Source organism: Effusibacillus lacus (genome assembly GCF_002335525.1).
In the GTDB taxonomy this organism is placed as follows: Bacteria; Bacillota; Bacilli; order Tumebacillales; family Effusibacillaceae; genus Effusibacillus; species Effusibacillus lacus.
Genome location: NZ_BDUF01000014.1, coordinates 1 through 18,097, shown reverse-complemented (window position 1 = coordinate 18,097; position 18,097 = coordinate 1). Strand labels below are relative to the sequence as shown.

General features: G+C 52.2%; 19 protein-coding genes. 10 read left to right on the top strand and 9 right to left on the bottom strand.

The genetic code is table 11. The features are described from left to right. Positions 1–2 precede the first annotated feature (2 nt). From EFBL_RS03440 to EFBL_RS03425, 5 genes are all read left to right on the top strand, one after another. Entirely contained in the window at positions 3–1,457 is a 1,455-nt protein-coding gene (locus EFBL_RS03440; RefSeq protein ID WP_096180743.1) for an NAD-dependent succinate-semialdehyde dehydrogenase, read from the top strand. Positions 1,458–1,469: 12 nt separating this feature from the next. Continuing rightward, the gene (locus EFBL_RS03435) at positions 1,470–2,858 is read left to right on the top strand and encodes a glutamine synthetase family protein (protein ID WP_231705670.1); all 1,389 of its coding nucleotides are present in this window, start codon (positions 1,470–1,472) and stop codon (positions 2,856–2,858) included. 23 nt (positions 2,859–2,881) lie between these two features. Further along, positions 2,882–3,649: an SDR family NAD(P)-dependent oxidoreductase gene (locus EFBL_RS03430; protein ID WP_096180742.1), complete on the top strand. Its 768-nt coding sequence runs from the start codon at positions 2,882–2,884 to the stop codon at positions 3,647–3,649. Positions 3,650–3,742: 93 nt separating this feature from the next. Continuing rightward, a complete protein-coding gene (locus EFBL_RS20430; RefSeq protein WP_165912520.1) occupies positions 3,743–3,880 on the top strand; it encodes a hypothetical protein in 138 nt (45 codons plus the stop codon). A gap of 31 nt (positions 3,881–3,911) precedes the next feature. After that, complete coding sequence (locus tag EFBL_RS03425; RefSeq protein ID WP_172899635.1) at positions 3,912–5,435, top strand: amino acid permease; 1,524 nt, start codon at positions 3,912–3,914, stop codon at positions 5,433–5,435. A 59-nt stretch (positions 5,436–5,494) separates the two neighbouring features. On the opposite strand, the gene EFBL_RS03420 is transcribed toward EFBL_RS03425, so the two are convergent. From EFBL_RS03420 to EFBL_RS03400, 5 genes are all read right to left on the bottom strand, one after another. After that, positions 5,495–5,779 carry a late competence development ComFB family protein gene (locus EFBL_RS03420; protein ID WP_096180740.1) on the bottom strand — a complete coding sequence of 95 codons (285 nt, stop codon included), beginning with the start codon at positions 5,777–5,779 and terminating at the stop codon, positions 5,495–5,497. A 109-nt stretch (positions 5,780–5,888) separates the two neighbouring features. After that, positions 5,889–6,839, bottom strand: coding sequence for a DMT family transporter (locus EFBL_RS03415; RefSeq protein ID WP_096180739.1), 951 nt, complete (start codon positions 6,837–6,839; stop codon positions 5,889–5,891). Then, the gene (locus EFBL_RS03410; protein ID WP_096180738.1) at positions 6,839–7,429 is read right to left on the bottom strand and encodes a non-canonical purine NTP pyrophosphatase; all 591 of its coding nucleotides are present in this window, start codon (positions 7,427–7,429) and stop codon (positions 6,839–6,841) included. Before EFBL_RS03410 ends, EFBL_RS03415 begins: the two co-directional genes overlap by 1 nt. A 564-nt stretch (positions 7,430–7,993) precedes the next feature. Further along, positions 7,994–8,350 (bottom strand): DUF3600 domain-containing protein, encoded by a 357-nt coding sequence (locus tag EFBL_RS03405; protein ID WP_096180737.1) that lies wholly within the window; start codon positions 8,348–8,350, stop codon positions 7,994–7,996. Next, the gene (locus EFBL_RS03400) at positions 8,347–9,114 is read right to left on the bottom strand and encodes an IclR family transcriptional regulator (protein WP_172899634.1); all 768 of its coding nucleotides are present in this window, start codon (positions 9,112–9,114) and stop codon (positions 8,347–8,349) included. The genes EFBL_RS03405 and EFBL_RS03400 overlap by 4 nt, the downstream gene beginning before the upstream one ends. 163 nt (positions 9,115–9,277) lie before the next feature. Here EFBL_RS03400 and aceB point away from each other — a divergent pair, with 163 nt between their 5' ends. After that, complete coding sequence (gene aceB, locus EFBL_RS03395) at positions 9,278–10,873, top strand: malate synthase A (RefSeq protein WP_096180735.1); 1,596 nt, start codon at positions 9,278–9,280, stop codon at positions 10,871–10,873. 96 nt (positions 10,874–10,969) lie between these two features. On the opposite strand, the gene EFBL_RS21605 is transcribed toward aceB, so the two are convergent. Then, positions 10,970–11,401, bottom strand: a complete 432-nt coding sequence (locus EFBL_RS21605) for an alpha/beta fold hydrolase (protein ID WP_096180734.1) — start codon at positions 11,399–11,401, stop codon at positions 10,970–10,972. Next, positions 11,398–11,736 carry an alpha/beta fold hydrolase gene (locus EFBL_RS21600; RefSeq protein WP_165912519.1) on the bottom strand — a complete coding sequence of 113 codons (339 nt, stop codon included), beginning with the start codon at positions 11,734–11,736 and terminating at the stop codon, positions 11,398–11,400. The genes EFBL_RS21605 and EFBL_RS21600 overlap by 4 nt, the downstream gene beginning before the upstream one ends. Before the next feature lie 174 nt (positions 11,737–11,910). On the opposite strand from EFBL_RS21600, the gene EFBL_RS03380 reads away from it, so the two are divergent. The 4 genes from EFBL_RS03380 to EFBL_RS03365 all read left to right on the top strand — a co-directional run bounded on the left by EFBL_RS03380 (position 11,911) and on the right by EFBL_RS03365 (position 15,920). Next, positions 11,911–12,426 (top strand): phosphatidylglycerophosphatase A family protein, encoded by a 516-nt coding sequence (locus EFBL_RS03380; RefSeq protein ID WP_096180732.1) that lies wholly within the window; start codon positions 11,911–11,913, stop codon positions 12,424–12,426. A gap of 85 nt (positions 12,427–12,511) precedes the next feature. Then, on the top strand, positions 12,512–12,838 hold the full coding sequence (locus EFBL_RS03375) for a ferritin family protein (protein WP_424955035.1): 327 nt from the start codon (positions 12,512–12,514) through the stop codon (positions 12,836–12,838). 17 nt (positions 12,839–12,855) lie between these two features. Continuing rightward, a complete protein-coding gene (locus tag EFBL_RS03370) occupies positions 12,856–13,230 on the top strand; it encodes a spore coat protein (RefSeq protein ID WP_424955034.1) in 375 nt (124 codons plus the stop codon). Between the two features lie 131 nt (positions 13,231–13,361). Next, complete coding sequence (locus tag EFBL_RS03365; protein ID WP_096180731.1) at positions 13,362–15,920, top strand: bifunctional diguanylate cyclase/phosphodiesterase; 2,559 nt, start codon at positions 13,362–13,364, stop codon at positions 15,918–15,920. A gap of 77 nt (positions 15,921–15,997) precedes the next feature. Here EFBL_RS03365 and EFBL_RS03360 read toward each other — a convergent pair whose 3' ends face one another. Together EFBL_RS03360 and EFBL_RS03355 are read right to left on the bottom strand one after the other, a co-directional pair. Beyond that, complete coding sequence (locus tag EFBL_RS03360) at positions 15,998–16,207, bottom strand: hypothetical protein (RefSeq protein WP_096180730.1); 210 nt, start codon at positions 16,205–16,207, stop codon at positions 15,998–16,000. Then, on the bottom strand, positions 16,191–17,480 hold the full coding sequence (locus EFBL_RS03355; protein ID WP_269432674.1) for a helix-turn-helix domain-containing protein: 1,290 nt from the start codon (positions 17,478–17,480) through the stop codon (positions 16,191–16,193). Before EFBL_RS03355 ends, EFBL_RS03360 begins: the two co-directional genes overlap by 17 nt. Positions 17,481–18,097 lie beyond the last annotated feature (617 nt).

Here is an 18,097-nt window from a genome sequence, read left to right as displayed (position 1 = left end):
GTATGTCTGACAAGTATTCGAGCAAATGGAACTTCATGTGGATTTTTGGACAGAAAGTCACTTTGCCGGTGACAGTGGCGGTCCGCAATCCCGCAACGGGAGAAGTGACAGGCCATGTCCCGAAAGGGGGCCAGGCGGAAACGACCCTCGCAATTGAAGCGGCGTGGCGGTCGTTTCCCCAGTGGTCGAGGATGCCGGCGAAGGATCGGGCCGTGTACCTGCTCGACTGGGCGGACCGAATTCTCGACAATCGGGAGGAGCTGGCTGCCCTGCTTACACAGGAACAGGGCAAACCGCTGGCGGAGGCAAGAGGAGAGATTGAAGGGGCGGCCGAGTTTGTCAGGTGGTACGCGGAAGAGGGGAAACGAGCTTACGGCGAGCTGATTCCCGCTTCCCGACCGCGGCAGCGAATCCTGGTGATGCGCCAGCCGGTGGGAGTGGCGGGGCTCATTACACCGTGGAACTTCCCGGCGGCCATGGTCACCCGCAAGGCGGCACCCGCTCTGGCGGCAGGCTGTACGGTAGTATTGAAGCCCGCGAAGCAAACGCCGCAGATTGCAGTAGCTCTGTTTCAACATCTGATGGACACCGGCATTCCGGCGGGTGTGGCCAATCTCGTAACGGGAGACGCAGTGGCGATCGGCGGCGCGCTGTTGTCAGATCCCCGGGTACGCAAAATCTCCTTTACCGGTTCGACGGAAGTGGGCAAGAATCTGATGCGGCAGGCGGCCGACCAGGTGAAACGCCTGTCCCTCGAGTTGGGCGGCAATGCTCCCGTCATCGTGTTCCCCGATGCGGACCTGGACAAAGCGGCAAATGCCATCGTGTCCAACAAGTTCGAGAATTGCGGTCAGGTCTGCAACGGAATCAATGTGATCTATGTCCATAAGGAGATTGCCGGGCCGCTGACGGAGAAGATTGTTACTTTGGTGAAGAGATTGAAGATCGGGAACGGAATGGACCCGGAGGTCACGATGGGCCCCCTGATTGATGAAACGGCGCGGGCGAAGGTGGAAGCGTATGTGGCCGATGCGGTGGAAAAAGGGGCACGTGTCCGGACGGGCGGATACAGGCTTGAAACCGGAGGCTGTCAGTTCGGAAGCTTTTATGCCCCGACGGTGCTCGAGGGTGTTACACGTGAGATGGCGCTGACGCGGGAGGAAGTGTTCGGACCGGTGGCGCCGGTTGTGGAGTTTGAATCCGAGGAAGAGGTGCTTGCTTATTCAAACGAGACTTCCTTCGGGCTGGCGGCCTATTTTTTCACGCGGGATACGTCAAGGGTGTTCCGGATGGCCGAAGGGTTGGAGTTTGGCATGGTGGCGGTCAACGGTACTTCCCTCAGCGTGCCGCAGGCCCCGTTTGGCGGGATCAAAGAGAGCGGCACCGGACGTGAAGGGGGGCATCACGGGCTGGAAGACTACATGGAATACAAATATGTGGCTTTGACACTGGAATAAGGGGGGATATTCGTGCACACGGATACGGATTTCGGGTTGTCCGGCAGGGAACGGTTGGAACAGGCCATCCGGAGTGGGGAGATCGATACAATCATTATCGCCATTGCCGACATGCAGGGGAGGTTGATGGGGAAGCGTCTGACCGGCGATTACCTGCTCAGGAGCGGTTTGGACAAGGGGACTCATTTTTGCGTCTATCTCTTGGGAACGGATATGGAGATGGCCACTCCTGACGGCTACGCCCTGATGAATTGGGGAACGGGGTATGGGGATTGGCTAGCAAAGCCGGATTGGTCCACACTGCGGTTCATCCCCTGGCTGGAGCGAACTGCCCTGGTGCTGGCCGATGCGGTGGACGAGAGAACAGGGGACCTGATCCCCATAGCGCCCCGCAGCATCCTGAAAAATCAACTGGAGAAAGCGGAGAAACTGGGCTTTCATTTCAAGATGGCTTCTGAACTGGAATTCTATCTGTTCCGCCAAACTTTCGAAGAGGTTCAGAATGGCGGCTATATGGGGATGAAACCGGCCGGTTACTACAATGAGGACTACAACCTGCTGCAAGGCACGCGCAATGAACCAGTTTACCGGTTGATCCGCAACTCCATGATCGAGGCGGGTATCCCCATTGAGTCTTCCAAGGGGGAGGCCTGCTCCGGACAACATGAGATCAACATGATGTACGCAGATGCACTGACTTCTGCCGACCGCCATGTGATATTTAAACACGGGGCCAAGGAAATCTGCATGCAAACCGGGTACGCCATCACTTTCATGGCAAAGCCGCACCATCAATGGACCGGTTCCAGCGGCCATCTGCACATCAGCCTTTGGGACATCTCGCAGGAACGAAACCTTTTTTACGACCCTGATGGGAAACCGTACCACATGTCGGAACTGATGGAGTCTTTTCTGGCCGGTCTGTTGGCCCACACCAGGGAGTTCTGCCTGTTCTTCGCTTCCAACATCAATTCCTACAAGCGGTATGCACCGGAGAGTTGGGCACCCGTATCGGTGGTCTGGAGCCATGACAACCGCACCTCCGGCTACCGGATTGTAGGCGACAAGAACAGTCTGCGAATCGAAAGCCGGATTCCCGGCGCTGACATCAATCCTTACCTGGCCTACGCGGCCATGATTGGGGCGGGGCTGCAGGGAATCAAATACAAGACATCCCTCCCCGCAGAGTTCAAAGGAAATGCGTACACAGCCAAAGGGGTTCCACGGGTTCCCCGCTCGCTGTATGAAGCGATGGAACTGTGGAGAGAGAGCCGGGTCGTCCGCGACGTGTTCGGAGGTCTGGTGACCGACCACTACTACAACATGGCCCGCGTTGAGCAGCATGCATACGACACGGTCGTTACCAACTGGGAACGGGCACGGTATTTTGAGCAGGGGTAGAATGCAAAAAAGGCGGGGGAACTATGAGGTTGCAAGATAAAGTTTGCATCATTACGGGAGCCGGTGGCGGGATGGGCAAAACCGCCGCACAGATGTTTGCCAGAGAAGGCGCAAAGGTGGCCGTGTTTGAGCTGAATCAGGAGGCGGGCCGCAAGACGGCGGAACAAATACGGGAGGAAGGCGGTTCCGTAGAGTTCTTCGCCTGCAATGTGGCAGTTGAGGGAAGTGTCAAGCAGGCGGTTGCCGAAGCTGTCAAACGCTTCGGCCAAGTTGACATTTTATACAACAATGCAGGGATTATGCCGGCAGAAGACCATTCGGTGATCGATACTCCGGTGGATATCTGGGACCTGGTCATGAACGTCAACGTCAAAGGCGTGTTCCTTATGTGCAAGTATGTGATTCCTGAAATGCTGCGCCAACAGAAAGGATCCATCATCAACATCGCGTCTTTTGTGGCCTTCTTGGGTTGCAGTGTACCGCAAGATGCCTATACAGCTTCCAAGGGGGCGGTTGTCTCCCTGACCCGTTCGTTGGCTGTTCAGTTCCGGCCAAAGGGGATTCGCAGCAATGCCATCTGTCCCGGTCCGATCGAGACCCCCTTGTTGATGGATTGGCTGGTCAAGGACGAAGAAGCGAAGCGGATTCGCCTGAACCGACAGCCCAGCGGCCGCTTCGGAAAGCCGGAGGATATTGTAAACTGCGCCATCTACCTGGCCTCTGACGAGTCGGATTGGACCAATGGTGCGATCCTCAATATTGACGGAGGCATCACCTGCAACTACTTCTAATCGTACGGCCGGGGGCCCGTTTAGGCTACAGCGTCGTGCCATGTGACCCGGGACCCCGATAAGTGCGGAACACGACACAAGGGAGGTGAAAGCATGACGGTACTGGGGTTCCTGCTTGTCGCGGCAACGGTGGCAGTGGCTCTGGCCATTGGCTGGAAAGCCAATGAACGGGTGCGGTCTTTTGATGAGTCCAAGCATGAGAACTTCCTGCATTCTCGTGGAAAGGACTGAAGTTCATTTTGATTGAAGGGAGGAACTGGGGATGGATAAGCAGAGACAACTGTTGGAAGACAAAAAGCTGCTTCACCAATTTGGCTATGCGCAGGAATTGCTTCGGGACATGGGCGGATTCTCCAACTTTGCCATCTCGTTTTCGATCATCTCAATCTTGACGGGCGCCGTCTCCCTCTATGGCCATGGGCTCACCTACGGCGGGCCGGGAATCATGGGGTGGGGCTGGACGCTGGTTGCCCTGTTTGTGCTGTTGATTGCCGCTTCCATGGCCGAACTGGCTTCCGCAATTCCCACTGCCGGAGCCTTGTACCATTGGGCATCCGTACTCGGGAACAAAAGATGGGGCTGGTATACGGCATGGATCAACCTTATCGGGCAAATCGGGATTGTGGCGGGGATCGACTACTCCTGCGCCCTGTTCGCCGACCCGCTGCTGGCCGCCACATTCGGGTATAAATCCACGGAAACAACGGTCCTGATCGTATTTGGCATCATCCTGTTGCTTCATGGCATCTTTAATCATATTGGGATCCGGATGGTGGCGCGGCTGAATGATTTTTCCGCCTGGTATCATATTGGAGTCGTGGCGATCCTTGTTGTAAGTCTCGCGTTCTTCACAAAGCACAGCCTGCAGCCGGTCGATTACCTGTTCCAGGTAGGGCAAACGTTCTCCGACAAGCCGTATGCGCTGGCATTCCTGATCGGACTGCTACAAGCCCAGTGGACGTTCACGGGGTATGACGCTTCGGCACACACCATCGAAGAGACAGTGAATCCCCGGGTGCGCGCCCCTTGGGGGATTTTCACCTCGGTAGCCTTCTCCTTCGTCTTTGGGTTCATGATGCTGGCTGTTGTCACGTTGGCCATCAAGGACGCTGAAGGGGCAGCGGGTGCCAGCAACGCCTTTATCCATGTCATCAGTGAAGCGCTGGGTGGCACGTTTGGCACAACCGTGCTCTGGTTGGTGACACTGGCGATGTGGTTCTGCGGGCTGTCTTCCGTAACCTCCTTCTCTCGCATGATGTACGCCTTTTCCCGTGACAAGGGTATGCCCTGGAGCCGCCACTGGGCGGAGATTAGCCATAAGTACCGCACACCGGCCAAGGCCATTTGGCTGGTAATTGTTCTGTCCTTCGCATTGGCCCTGGTGGATTACATTGTGAAATCGATCAAACCTGACACCAGTTATACAACACTTGCTTTCCTTACAGCCGTCAGCGTGGTCGGTTTATACGCAGCGTACGGGATCCCCATTTATCTGAAGTTGCGCGCCGAGGCCAAGGGCATCTTTTTGCCAAAGCATCTGGGTCCCTGGAACCTGGGGGGTTGGAGCAAACCCATCAATCGGATCAGCTTGATCTGGATTGCATTCATCTCGGTGGTCATGGTGATCCCGCCCAATCAAAACGCCTTGTACGCATTGGTCGGCATGTTTGTGCTGCTTCTGGTGATGGACTTTGCCTATTACAAGAACAACTTTGAAGGTCCGGAGGCGCACTTGAAAGTCAGCGAGGCTGAGCTTGAGCGGATTGAAAAGGAACTGGAATCCTGATTCCAAGCCCCGGGCGTTTCCCCCGGGGCCAAAATTTTGCCGGATGGGCTTGTCCGATGTCAAGCTTCTTGGGTTGAGGATGCGTGCCGGGGATTTTGCTCCACAATCTGGGCTGCTTTGGTCATCTCGATAATTACATCCGATTTCAATTGTTCGTTCAGATACTGACTTTTGATGTGCACTTCCCCGATATCGCTGGATACATACTTGGGCGGTATGTGGTTCAAAGTCAGGGCCAGAATGTCCGTCTTGCAGAGCTCACAATCGCATTTGAGCGGATACCGCTCTTTAAACTCGTCAAATACATGCTCAATGATATGCTCCATGGCGTTCACCAAAGTCATGGTCCTACACTCCCTGTTATTAACTTTACCATCATCATACAGGATGGAACCTCAATTTACACTAGTAATATAGTTCTTTTTTGGGGGGACTGCCAAAGTCACAGAGAGCCTATGGCATGGGCCGGGAATCCGCTTTGCGTTTGTTGAAAAAAGGTGCCAGTTGCACATACGCTACCGACAGCAAAGTAGCGAGCAGTCCGATTCCCTGCAGAACACTGAGTTCTCGGTCAAGAATCCAGACATCCAGAACGGCCACCTGGATCAGCACCAGGTTGTTTAGTATGCTGCTCTCGTAAGCATGGAGCACCTTCTGGCTCCAGGTCCAGATATAGAAAGCCAGGGCCCCGTTAACGATCCCCAACCAGACCAGAATCCCGGCCAACTTCCAGGAAAAAGGGGGCAGCCCTTCCACAGCAGGGCCAACTGCCAACATGCCAATCGCTCCGATCAGCATCGGTCTGATGACAAGCTGTTGGAGTTTGGAACCAAACCGGCTTAGAAAGTACCGGGTAGCCGAAAGGTTCACCGCATAACCGACAGAAGAAAGTACAATGAGGCCAATTCCAATCCGACTTTCCCAGTTCAGGTTCCAGGGATAGAAATACGCCAGGATTCCGATCAGGGCACAGAAAACGTCCACAAGACTGCTTATGCTGCGAATCTCCTTGAGCCAGACGGCGTCCACCACCAGTACAAAAAAGATATTTCCAATGCAAAGCAGCAAACTGGTTTGAGTGGGAGTGACAAAATACTGCCCCGCATACTGCAGGCCTTGGGCCATGATATAACCGGCAATTCCCAACAGGAGGTAATGGGGGAAGCGGAGCTTGGGGACGGATGTCCGCCCTGTGCCTGGAGCCCCGTCCCGATTCTGACGCTGAGCCCGGGCCGTGACGCTGGCAACCGCCCACAGGGCCAGCACCGCGATCAAGTACCGCAAGCCGGACAACGTAAAAGGCCGGATTTCTTCGGCAAACGCCAGCTTGTTCAGAATATAAGAGGTCGCCCATAGAAACGTGACAAAAACCCCTGCACCAATCGCAACCAACCGGTTCGACATCAGACTCGACCTCCCAGCCACTGCCGAATTCCTGTTGCAAGTTTGGCAAGCGCCTGCCGTCTGTGGTCGACCGGTTCCACTTTCTCACGACCCAGTTGTGCAATCGTCAATCCACCCGATAATTGAAAAATCCGGTCATACCCGTCCGACAGTTCCCCTACAGCATACAAGGCAATCTGACCGTCCAACCGTCCTTCATATACCGCCTCCCGTCCATCGGGAAAGAGCACGGCTGCCGCGCTGCAGAACGCTGCGGTGCGTTTCCCGGGCGGAACATCCTGCAACTTCTTCAGCAGCAGTGCGCTGCGGTCATTGTCTGTCCCCGGCGCCCAACGGGCAGTACGTACTCCCGGGAACCCGTTCAGTGCATCCACACATAAACCCGAATCTTCCGCCACCACGATAGCGTCCGGACGGTGTCCCACCGCACGTGCCTTAAGCAGGGCATTCTCTGCAAAGGTGCTTCCCGTTTCCTCCACATCCTCCACTTCGCCTGGCAGGAGGATCCTCGTAGACAGCGGCAGATCCGCCATACCTTGCTGCAGCCACTTTTTCTTCGATTCGTTCCAGGTCGCCAAGATCAGTTCCATGAAATCCTCCTCCTTGTTTCCTGCCACTTGCTTTTTATAAATAAGGGACCTTAAGAATCTTATCTTCCTTCTCTATTGGTCATTTTTTGAGATAAGTGATTCTCAGGTATTTATCTTAGGGGTTTTGACCATGGACTCACCGATCAGGTCTAAGTAAGTACCTCAAACACCCCTATTTTGAGAAAAGCTGCCTCCAAGGACAAATAAGAGACTCAAAATCCCTTACTTCGAGAGCTTACGAAAAAAATAAAAATGCCCGGTGTGGGATGGTTCGGTGTGCATGAGCAAACACACCAAGCCGTCCCCCTCGGGCATTTTATTCCAGTAGGTGCCTCCCGCCATCCGGCAGGATCCTGTAGCGCTCGGTCGCAGACCCCCGATCCACGGGGCGGAACCCTAGCTACCGATTCAAGCTTAGTCATAGCAAATTCGTATGAAGTTAGTCTCAGTGTCGCACATCCACAGGGAAAAGACAAGGGAACTGTGAGAGGGAAATGTGAGAAAGCCCCCGCGTAAAAAACGGGGGCTTGCCATTGAAAGGAGGCGGCGATTAGCAGCCAGTCTTTAGTTGTTGCCGGTGATTTTCCGGTTGGTTTCTTTTAGTACCTGCTCTGCCTGCTCAAATTCGGCTCTCAGTTCAGTCGGGATGTCATTTGCCTGAATGGGCCCCTTGTTCCCTGTCAGGCCCGTTTTGGCGCGGATAGTCTCGAGGGTCATCTCCGCTTCAATATAGGCATTGAATTCCTCGGAACTCAGAACTTCCTTACTGGATTTGTGATGGTTCAGGCGGTCGAAATAGGGAGTGATCTCTGCCAACAACTGCTTGAGTTCCGACGCCTTGGCTGCGGACAGCTGCTCGTAATTGATATTGCCGTTGGCATCACCGTATTCCCGTCCGGCAAAACGGCGCCTACTCGTCATAAGGTTCCCCGATATCCCAACCGGGCAGAAATCTTGAGTCCAATCTTGCGAACTTGCTGGGCCAGCTGCTCAATGCGCTGGGGCTGCATGCGGATGGTAGGGGCCGAAACCGATATCGAAGCCGCGACCGACCCCGTATGGTCAAAAATAGGGGCTGCGACACACGTGATTCCCAGTTCGTTTTCCTCGTCATCCAGTGCATATCCCCGCTCCCTGATCTGTTGCAGATCCTGAAGCAAATCTTCAAGTGTTGACAGAGTCTTTGGGGTGTGGGGTTCCAGGCCGTATTGGCGAATGATTTCCCGTACTTGCGCTTCCGGCAGGTAGGCAAGAATCGCTTTGCCCACACCTGTGCAGTGGACGGGCGCCCGGTTTCCGACCCGGCTGTGCATACGGATTGTCTCAGTTCCTTCCACTTTCTCTATATAAACGACTTGTCCCTTATTCAATACCACCAGGTGAACCACCTCGTTGGTGAGATCGGTCAGTTCCTGCAGGTAGGGCATGGCTTCCCGGCGAATGTCCAGATTATTCAAGAGCCGCGAGGAAACTTCCAACAGCTTGTACCCCAGTTTGTACCGCTCCGTCTCCGGATCCTGTTCGATGTATCCCAGATGGGTTAACGTGGCAAGTACCCGGTGAATTGTACTCTTGTACATGTTCAGTTCTTTCGCCAGCTCGGTCACACCGATTCCATTTTTGGCGAGGCTCACCCGTTCCAGGATCTGCAAAGCCCGTTCCACCGATTTTACGCCTTCTTCCATGAATGAACCCCTCCTGCCGCAGAGCATACCAAATCTGTCACCCGCTTGCAATGCAAGAAAATTCTCTATTTACGATTCCGGAAGCAAATGATATGATGGTTGTAGATTTTGGGAACTGTGTTCTGTAATACGGAACACAAGGAAACGAAGGAGGAAGAAGCCTATGAGCAACTACCCGGCAGGCGTAGAGATCAAAGGAAAAGTGACCCCGGAATTCGAGAGAATTCTGACCCCGGAAGCGGTTGAGTTTGTGGCAACCCTTGAGCGCAAATTTGGCAAGACCCGGGAAGAACTTTTGCAAAAAAGGGTGGAACGGCAAAAGGAAATTGACGCTGGCAAACTGCCCGACTTCCTGCCCGAAACCAAACACATTCGGGAAGGCGATTGGACAGTGGCCCCGATTCCGAAGGATCTGCAGGACCGTCGTGTGGAAATCACCGGTCCGTCCAGCGACCGCAAGATGGTCATTAACGCTCTGAACTCCGGAGCGAAAGTGTTTATGGTGGACTTTGAAGATGCCAACTCCCCGACCTGGGAGAACCAGATTCAAGGGCAAATTAACCTCTATGACGCCATTCGCCGTCAAATTGATTATGTAAGCCCGGAAGGCAAATCCTACAAACTGAACGATGAAGTGGCAGTCCTGATTGCTCGCCCCCGCGGCTGGCATATGGTCGAGAAGCATGTTCTCGTGGACGGCAAGCCGATGTCCGGCAGCATGTTTGACTTTGGCTTGTATTTCTTCCACAACGCGAAACAACTGCTTGCAAACGGCTCCGGTCCGTACTTCTATCTGCCGAAGATGGAAAGCCACCTGGAGGCGCGACTCTGGAACGATATTTTCGTCTTCGCACAGCAACAGCTTGGCATTCCGCAAGGATCCATCAAGGCAACTGTTCTGGTGGAGACAATTCTTGCCACTTTCGAACTGGACGAAATCCTTTACGAGCTCCGTGAGCACATGGCGGGAATGAATTGTGGACGTTGGGACTACATCTTCAGCTACATCAAGAAGCTCCGCAACCAGCCGAATGTGATTCTGCCCGACCGCGGCCAGGTCACCATGACCGTCCCCTTCATGCGGGCTTACTCGTTGCTCACCATCAAGACCTGCCATAAGCGGAATGCGTTTGCAATCGGTGGTATGGCGGCTCAGATTCCGGTCAAGAACGACCCGGCGGCAAACGAAGAAGCGTTTGCGAAAGTCCGCGCCGACAAAGAGCGGGAAGCCAACGACGGCCATGACGGTACCTGGGTGGCACATCCGGGACTCGTTCCGGTTGCTCTGGAAGTATTCAACCGCATCATGCCTCAGCCAAACCAGGTCGACAAGAAGCGCGATGATGTGAACGTAACCGCGGCGGATCTGCTGGAAGTTCCGCAAGGTACCATCACCGAAGCGGGTCTCCGCAACAACATAAGTGTTGGGGTGCAGTACACCGAAGCCTGGCTGCGGGGTTCCGGTGCGGTGCCGATCTTCAACCTGATGGAAGACGTGGCAACCGCCGAAATCTCCCGTACGCAGGTATGGCAGTGGATCCACCACCCGAAAGGAATCCTCGACGATGGCCGCAAGGTGACGGTGGAGCTGTTTGAACAACTGCTGCAGGAAGAATTGCAGAAGATCAGGAACACCATCGGAGAGGAACGCTACAATGCTGGCAAGTTCGAGCAGGCTACCCAACTGTTCCGGCAAATGTCGACCAGCAAAGAGTATGCCGAATTCCTGACCCTGCCGGCTTATGAGTTCCTGAGCTGATACAAATGAATTCCGATTGTTTCCGGATTTAAACAAACAATGCGGGGCTGTCTTCAAACAGAGAGATCTGCTTGAAGACAGCCCCGCGCGCTTGCTTCATTCCGGCTTGAGAAACTTGTGAATAGCCTGGTTCACTCCCTCTGGCTTCTCGGCAATCACTGCGTGTCCGGCTCTTGGAACCGAAACAAATTGGGCGTTTGGGAGAACACTTGCCAGTTCTTTTCCGAATTCGTCAGGGATCAGCCTGTCATGATCGCCATGCAGAACCAATACCGGTGTGTTGCATTTCGTCAGGTGCGGACGGTAGTCAAATTCCCGGATGGCGCTGTTGACCAATGCGAACTGTTCCAGCGGCATGGGGGGTTCCAGTCGGATAAACGCCCGAATTCGATCGTCTGTCACGTCGGGGCCGAACAGATAGTTCTTGGCAAACTGAAACCTTGCTTCAGCAGGGTCGATAGATTGCGGCTCGTTTGAGATCGCCTTAGAAGTGGCAGTTCCTTGCCCGTGTGACTTGGTGGCAATCACACCGCTTTGTTGATCGTTTCCGGATGCCGGATCAACAGATTTTGCGCAATATATCCTCCCATCGAAATGCCCACCAGATTCACCGGCTTGTCAAACAAGGAACAAAGTTCATAAAGATCTTTCGCATGATCCTCCATCGTCAGTTCTTCGGGAACCGTGGATTGGCCATGGCCTCTGCAGTCGTAAGCCAGCGTATCGAATAAAGAACGGAAATACCTGAACTGAGGATCCCAAGCTTTTAAGTTGCTTGCGAGACCGTGAATAAAAACAAGGGGTTCGCCTGTACCTTCCCGTATGTAATGCAAGACCGTTCCGTCTGAAGTGGCAAAAATCATTCTTTTCGATCCTCCCAACAGGCTTCCAAAATTTATCCAATTTGACATAATTATAGTAGTCCGTAGGACTTCACATCAAGAATCCTGTTTGCATACCCGAAATGCACCAGGCAAATACTGGCACACAGAAACCACGGGAAGCTTCAACACATATTGACAACGGGGGAATGGGCAATGTCGGATTTTGTTCGCAGTCAGCAGGTAAAGGAAGCGGCGCTTAACGCGCTCAAGCAAAGAGGCATCACGCTGGAAGATATTGCGGAACTGACTTTCTTTCTGCAGGAAAGCTACATTCCAAACCTGACGATGGACAGGTGCGTGGAAAGCGTGGAACAGGTACTGGAAAAAAGGGATGTGCAGAACGCCTTGCTCACGGGCATTGAACTGGACAGGCTGGCCGAGAAAGGGGAGATGTCCTCCCCGCTTCAGGAAATTATCAAAGCGGACGAAGGCCTGTACGGCGTCGATGAGATCCTGGCCCTCTCGATTCTCAACCTGTACGGCAGCATCGGATATACCAATTACGGGTACATTGACAAACTCAAGTACGGCATCCTGGCCAAATTGAACGACAAGTCCTCGGGTCAAGTCCATACGTTTCTGGATGACCTGATCGGGGCAGTGGCGGCAGCGGCTGCCGCAAGGCTGGCCCACCGCACCCGGGCGGAAATGGAACAGGCGATGGAGTAAGCGGATAGCCAAGCTCCCCGAATGAGGAAATCTGAATTGAACAAACTAAGGTTGGAAATTCAGACTAGTGAAGGGAGTCGGAAATATGCAGCAACAGGGACAGCCCCCGCAAGCAGGCCAAAAGGGGCAAATCGGTCAACAGGGAAGAATGCAAACTCCGCCGGAGGTGATCACGACCAAAGACCTCCTCTATTTGAGAGACGCCCTGTCATGGGAACTGGGCGCCATGAAGAAATGCGCCCATTTTGCCCAGGAATGCCTGGACTCGGACATCCGGCAGGCCATTGAACAGGCCGGTCAGATGCACCAGCGCCATTACAACATGCTCCTGCAGCATCTGCAGACCAATAATGCTCAAATGATGGCGCAGGTACCGTCGCCCCAACAACTCAAGCAGCAAATGCAGCAATAAAGGAGGCTTTTCGCGACATGAAGCAGAACCAACAAGGTGGTCAGCAGCAGGGCGGCCAACAGGCCAAAATGATCAAGAACCCGAAATTGCCCAACGAACCGCAGGTGAAAGGGCCGGAAATGAATGACCGTGATCGGATCAATGACGTGCTGGCTACAGAAAAGTATCTGACCGACAGCATCAACGTGGCAACCCGGGAAGCCAGCCACAACTCCCTGCATCAGACCTACATGCAGATCCTGCAAGAAACTCACCAGTGCCAGCGCCAGATTTTCAACAAGATGTTTGAGAAAGGACACTATTCGCTGGAGGCGGAAGAGCAGCAAAAGCTTGACAAAGCCTACCAGCAGTTCAGCAACTACTCTACCCAGTTTCCTTATCAAATCCACTAAGCACGCTGTGATGCGAAAGCCGCCTTCCACAAGGCGGCTTATTCACTTCCTGGGTCTATCGATACTTGTCGAAATTTGTAAGTTTTTGAGATAATGAAAACATCTATTATTGAATCCGCAGGGGGTCAATTGTGCAAACGTGGATTGCCTACCATCATGAAGGATTTGTTCTGGAAGACTATCTTGCCCAAAACGGGATAACTCCTCATCCGTCCCTCTTGATCCAGGTGTTTGCCGGAGGCTTGGATCTGGAATCCATCATCGGTTTGCGCGATCACCTGCGTGATCTGCTGCCGTCAGCCGCAATTCTGGGCGCCACGTCTGACGGTGAAATCGCAGATGGCCGGATCACCACCAACCAGACGGTGCTGGTGTTCACCCGGTTTGACAAGACAGACATAGTTTCCGCTGCGGTTTCCCGCGAGTTGCAAGGCGACAGTTTCCAATCGGGCCAGGCCATTGCCCGGCAGTTATGCGGCGATTCGACAAAAGTCCTGCTCTTGTTTGCCGACGGACGGCATACCAATGGGGAGGAACTGTTGAAAGGCGTCCAGTCGGTGAATCCACAAGTGATTGTGGCGGGAGGGCTGGCGAGTGATCACTCCCCGAATACACCCAACGTCGTTTTTACGGAGAAGGAAATCGTTCGGAATGGAGTTGCGGGAGTGGCTCTCAACAGCGAGCAGCTCATCGCCAACACCAGCTGCCATTTTGACTGGATCCCCATCGGACGCAAAATGACCATCACCAAATCGGAGAAAAATCGGGTCTACGAGATCGACCACCTCCCAGCCATCGAGGTGTACAGGAAATATTTAGGAACCAAATTTGCACAAAACATAATGAATGCTGTCGGGCTGTTTCCGCTGGTTGTTAACCGCGGCGGCAGTCTGGCGGCACGCGCCATCCTCTTGTCCCATGAGGACGGGTCACTGACCTATGCCGGCAACTTGAACGAGGGAGATCAGGTGCAGTTTGCTTTCGGCAATCCGGAACTGGTCCTGGAGACCTCCATGCAGACGGTCCAGTCTCTGCAAGGTACACCGGTGGAAACGGTGTTTATCTATTCGTGCCGTGCCCGGAGGGCTTTTCTGGCAGAGTTTGCCGGAGCGGAGATTGCACCGTTTCAGAAGATGGCTCCGACGGCCGGATTTTTTACCTTTTGGGAATTCTATCATTTCGATCAGGGAAATGAGATAATGAATCAAACCATGACGGTGCTCATGTTGTCGGAAAACCCTGATGCGGGCAAGGGTGAACGGATTCCGGAGCCGGAGACCCGGGAGAGGGATATGGTCCAGTACTTGACAGCGGTGTCCAATCTGATCAATGTGACCACCGAAGAACTGCAGAAGACAAACGAAATGCTGCGGGAGAACGAAGAACGGTACCGCAGCCAAGCGTATTACGATGCACTGACAGGGCTTCCCAACCGAACCCAGTTCATGAAGACCTTTTCCGAGACCCTCCTCGAAGCCAAACAGGAGGGCGGCAAGGTGGCCTTAATGTTTGTGGATCTCGACCGGTTCAAAAACATTAACGACACCCTGGGGCATTCGGTTGGAGACCAGTTGCTGTGCGACGTGGCAGAACGGCTCAAACAGTGTCTCGGGGAGAAAGATATTGTCTCCCGTTTGGCAGGGGACGAATTCACCGTGATACTGCCGGAGATCTCCAGCATCCAGGAAATAGAGGCTGTCGCCCGGCGCATCATCGAAGCCATTTCGGAGCCCTTCAACGTAAAGGGATATGAACTGTATATCACAACCAGTATCGGAATCAGCATTTTCCCAGTAGACGGAGACACGATTGAAACCCTGCTCAAATACGCCGATATCGCCATGTACAAAGCCAAGGAACAGGGAAAGAACAATTACCAGATTTTTACCCCCGAATTGAAGGTGATGGCTTTTCACCGCCTGATCCTGGAAAACGCCATGCGCAAAGCGTTGGAAAAGAATGAGTTCAAACTGGTGTACCAGCCGGTGGTGGAGGCACATTCCCGGGAGATTATCGGGGTGGAGGCGTTGATTCGCTGGAACAATCCGAAGATGGGAAGCATCTCGCCTGCCGAATTCATCCCGCTGGCGGAAGAGACGGGATTGATAGTGCCCATTGGGGAGTGGGTGCTGCGGACCGCCGCCAAGCAGAACAAAGTCTGGCAGGATGCAGGGTATCCCCCGATCCGGATGTCGGTCAACCTGTCGGCCCGCCAATTCCTGCAGCATAACATTGTGGAAACAGTGGAACGGATCCTTGCGGAGACAGGGTTGGAAGCCAAATGGCTGGAGCTTGAGATGACGGAAAGCATCATGCAGAACTCGGTTAACACGGTGAAATCCCTGAAGAAGCTGCAGGCAATGGGGATTAAGATCGCCATCGATGATTTCGGAACCGGGTATTCTTCCCTGAGTTACCTGAAACAACTGCCGATTGACGCGTTAAAAATTGACAAGTCCTTTGTTCGGGACATCACCATTGACCAGGAGGATGCAGCCATTGCCGAAGCGATTATCGCCATGGCCCACAGTCTCAATCTGAAAGTCACTGCGGAAGGCGTGGAAACGGAAGGCCAGGCGGACTATCTTGGCAACGTCCGCTGTGACCGGTTGCAAGGGTATTTGTTTAGCAAGCCCTTGTCCGCCGCCGAGATTGAGCAGATTCTGCGGACTGGAAAGGTTTGTTTGTAGCGTAATGCAATTGAAAAGCCCCCATTCCAGGGGGCTTCGTTGTGGTTACAGACCAGGTTCGTCGAATTCGAGTTTTTCTAGATCCTTTGGGAGAGACCTTCCTCATCAACAGCAATCAGGGACAATCCCACATCATCGCCAGCAATCAGGGACAATCCCACATCATCGCCAGCAATCAGGGACAATCCCACATCATCGCCAACTATTTCTGATAACCCATTACTGGAAAAAAGCGCCAGTCCACATGCCAATGCAGTAATCAACAAGACATTAAACAATTTTTTCATTATATGTATCACCTCCATTCCCATTGTAAGGTATACGCTTCGTTATTTCCAATGTTTCTATAGCTTTTTCATAAAGTCCAAGACTTTTATAACAATGTGTTAGAAAATGTAACGACTCAATGAGTCTTACGTATAGTTTAGCTGTAAGGAAAGACTTTATAGACTTATCTAAGTATGATATGGCAGCATCTATCTCTTTTTTATGATAATAAACATCTGCCAGTGTTCGGTAGATATATCCTAATTCCCTGTCATTTTCCTGAGAACAATCCAAAGCCAAATATGCCAATTCTTTCGCTTGTTCGGTGTTTCCGCGTTTAATTTCTAACCGTGCTAATTCAGAATAAATAGTATTTGGTTCATAACCAAAGTTATAGGTTGCAAAGTCGTTTAAGCATTCATTGAAAAGTTTTTCGGCCTCATCATAACAATCCATCTCAGAAAGAAGAATTGCATAGTTGTACTTGCAAAGCAGTGTGTTTTTTTCCACAGGAACAGTCTTGAATAATTGCATTGCAATTCCCAAGTGTTCTTTCGCCTGATCAAAATGTTTGAGATACTTATAGCTTACCCCAATATTCATGTGAGCAGTGGCACATTGGGAAAGGTGTTTGGGATGGTAATAGTTATAGGCCTCTTGATACAGCGTAATTGACTTTTCAAATTCACCGAAACGAAAAGCCATTATTCCCAGCAGATTCTTTACCTTCCCTTTATAAAAAGGGGTTGTATCAGACTCAATCGGAATTCGTTTCTCGGCCCTTTGGGCTGTCAACAATGCGGAAAACAAGTCTCCTTTAAGGTAGTGGGACTCGGCGATTTCGTAGAGATACGGAATTGTGGAGGAGGGGTCTTTCATTTGGTCCAGGGCAGTGGAAAGGGATGAGATGGCTTGGTCATGGCAGCCTGCCCTTTTTTGACAAACCCCAAGCAAATACAGATATTCACTTGTATCAAGAACATTGAGAGGACGTTCGTCCACTTTCTCCAACAAATACAGGGCTGCGTGATATTCGCCATGCTCATACAGGTCCTGAGCGAATTTAAAGAGTTCTTTGATACTGAAGAAATCCAGGTCTACTTCTCTCAGAAATTGGTCAATCGGATAATCCAGCTTTTGCACAATTCGAATCAAGAGATTGGTAGAGGGGATGATCCGGTTCGTCTCAATTTGCGAAATCATGCTTTGGGTGGCCAAGCCCAAGGCAAGCTCTTTCTGCTTCATTTGCTTCGCTTCCCGCAGGGCCTGCAATCTGGAACCCAACGTAACCATATGAATCACCAACGTTACCCTGAATATCAATTGGGTCTTACAGACTAGCAGCTTTATTTTACCATATTTGTTCCCGGAATCCTGATCTGAAAAAGTGAAAGAGCAACCATCAATTAAATTGGTTAAATTCATTAGTCAAAAACTAATTTGCCCCCTGGCCCCAATCACATTCCAAACATGTCTTTGGTTTAGTATAATTCTTCATAGGAGATCAATAATTGTCATAATTTGACGAAAATGTGCACAAGTCTACAAGAGGGTAGATTCACGCCGCCACGTGAATTTGGCCTCCGAAAAGGAAAGGAGGTAAGAAATGGGTTACTACAAAGCAGGGAATTCCAAAGATACTCTTTATCTTCGAAGTTTGTTCGAGGAAAAGGAATACGGGGATGTATGCAGACAAATAGAGGATTGAATTCAACCCGCCAGTTGTTTCAATCTATGGATAGCTATGCCTATTTATCCACATACATCATTTCTATTTTAACTTGCATGCAACATGGAATCAATAACAGACAGGCTTTTGTAGTTGTTCTGTGATATTGTCACCCTGTAACTCGTCTGTGAAAATGTCACCATGGGACAGGAGACGATTACACTGACAACAACAGAATTAA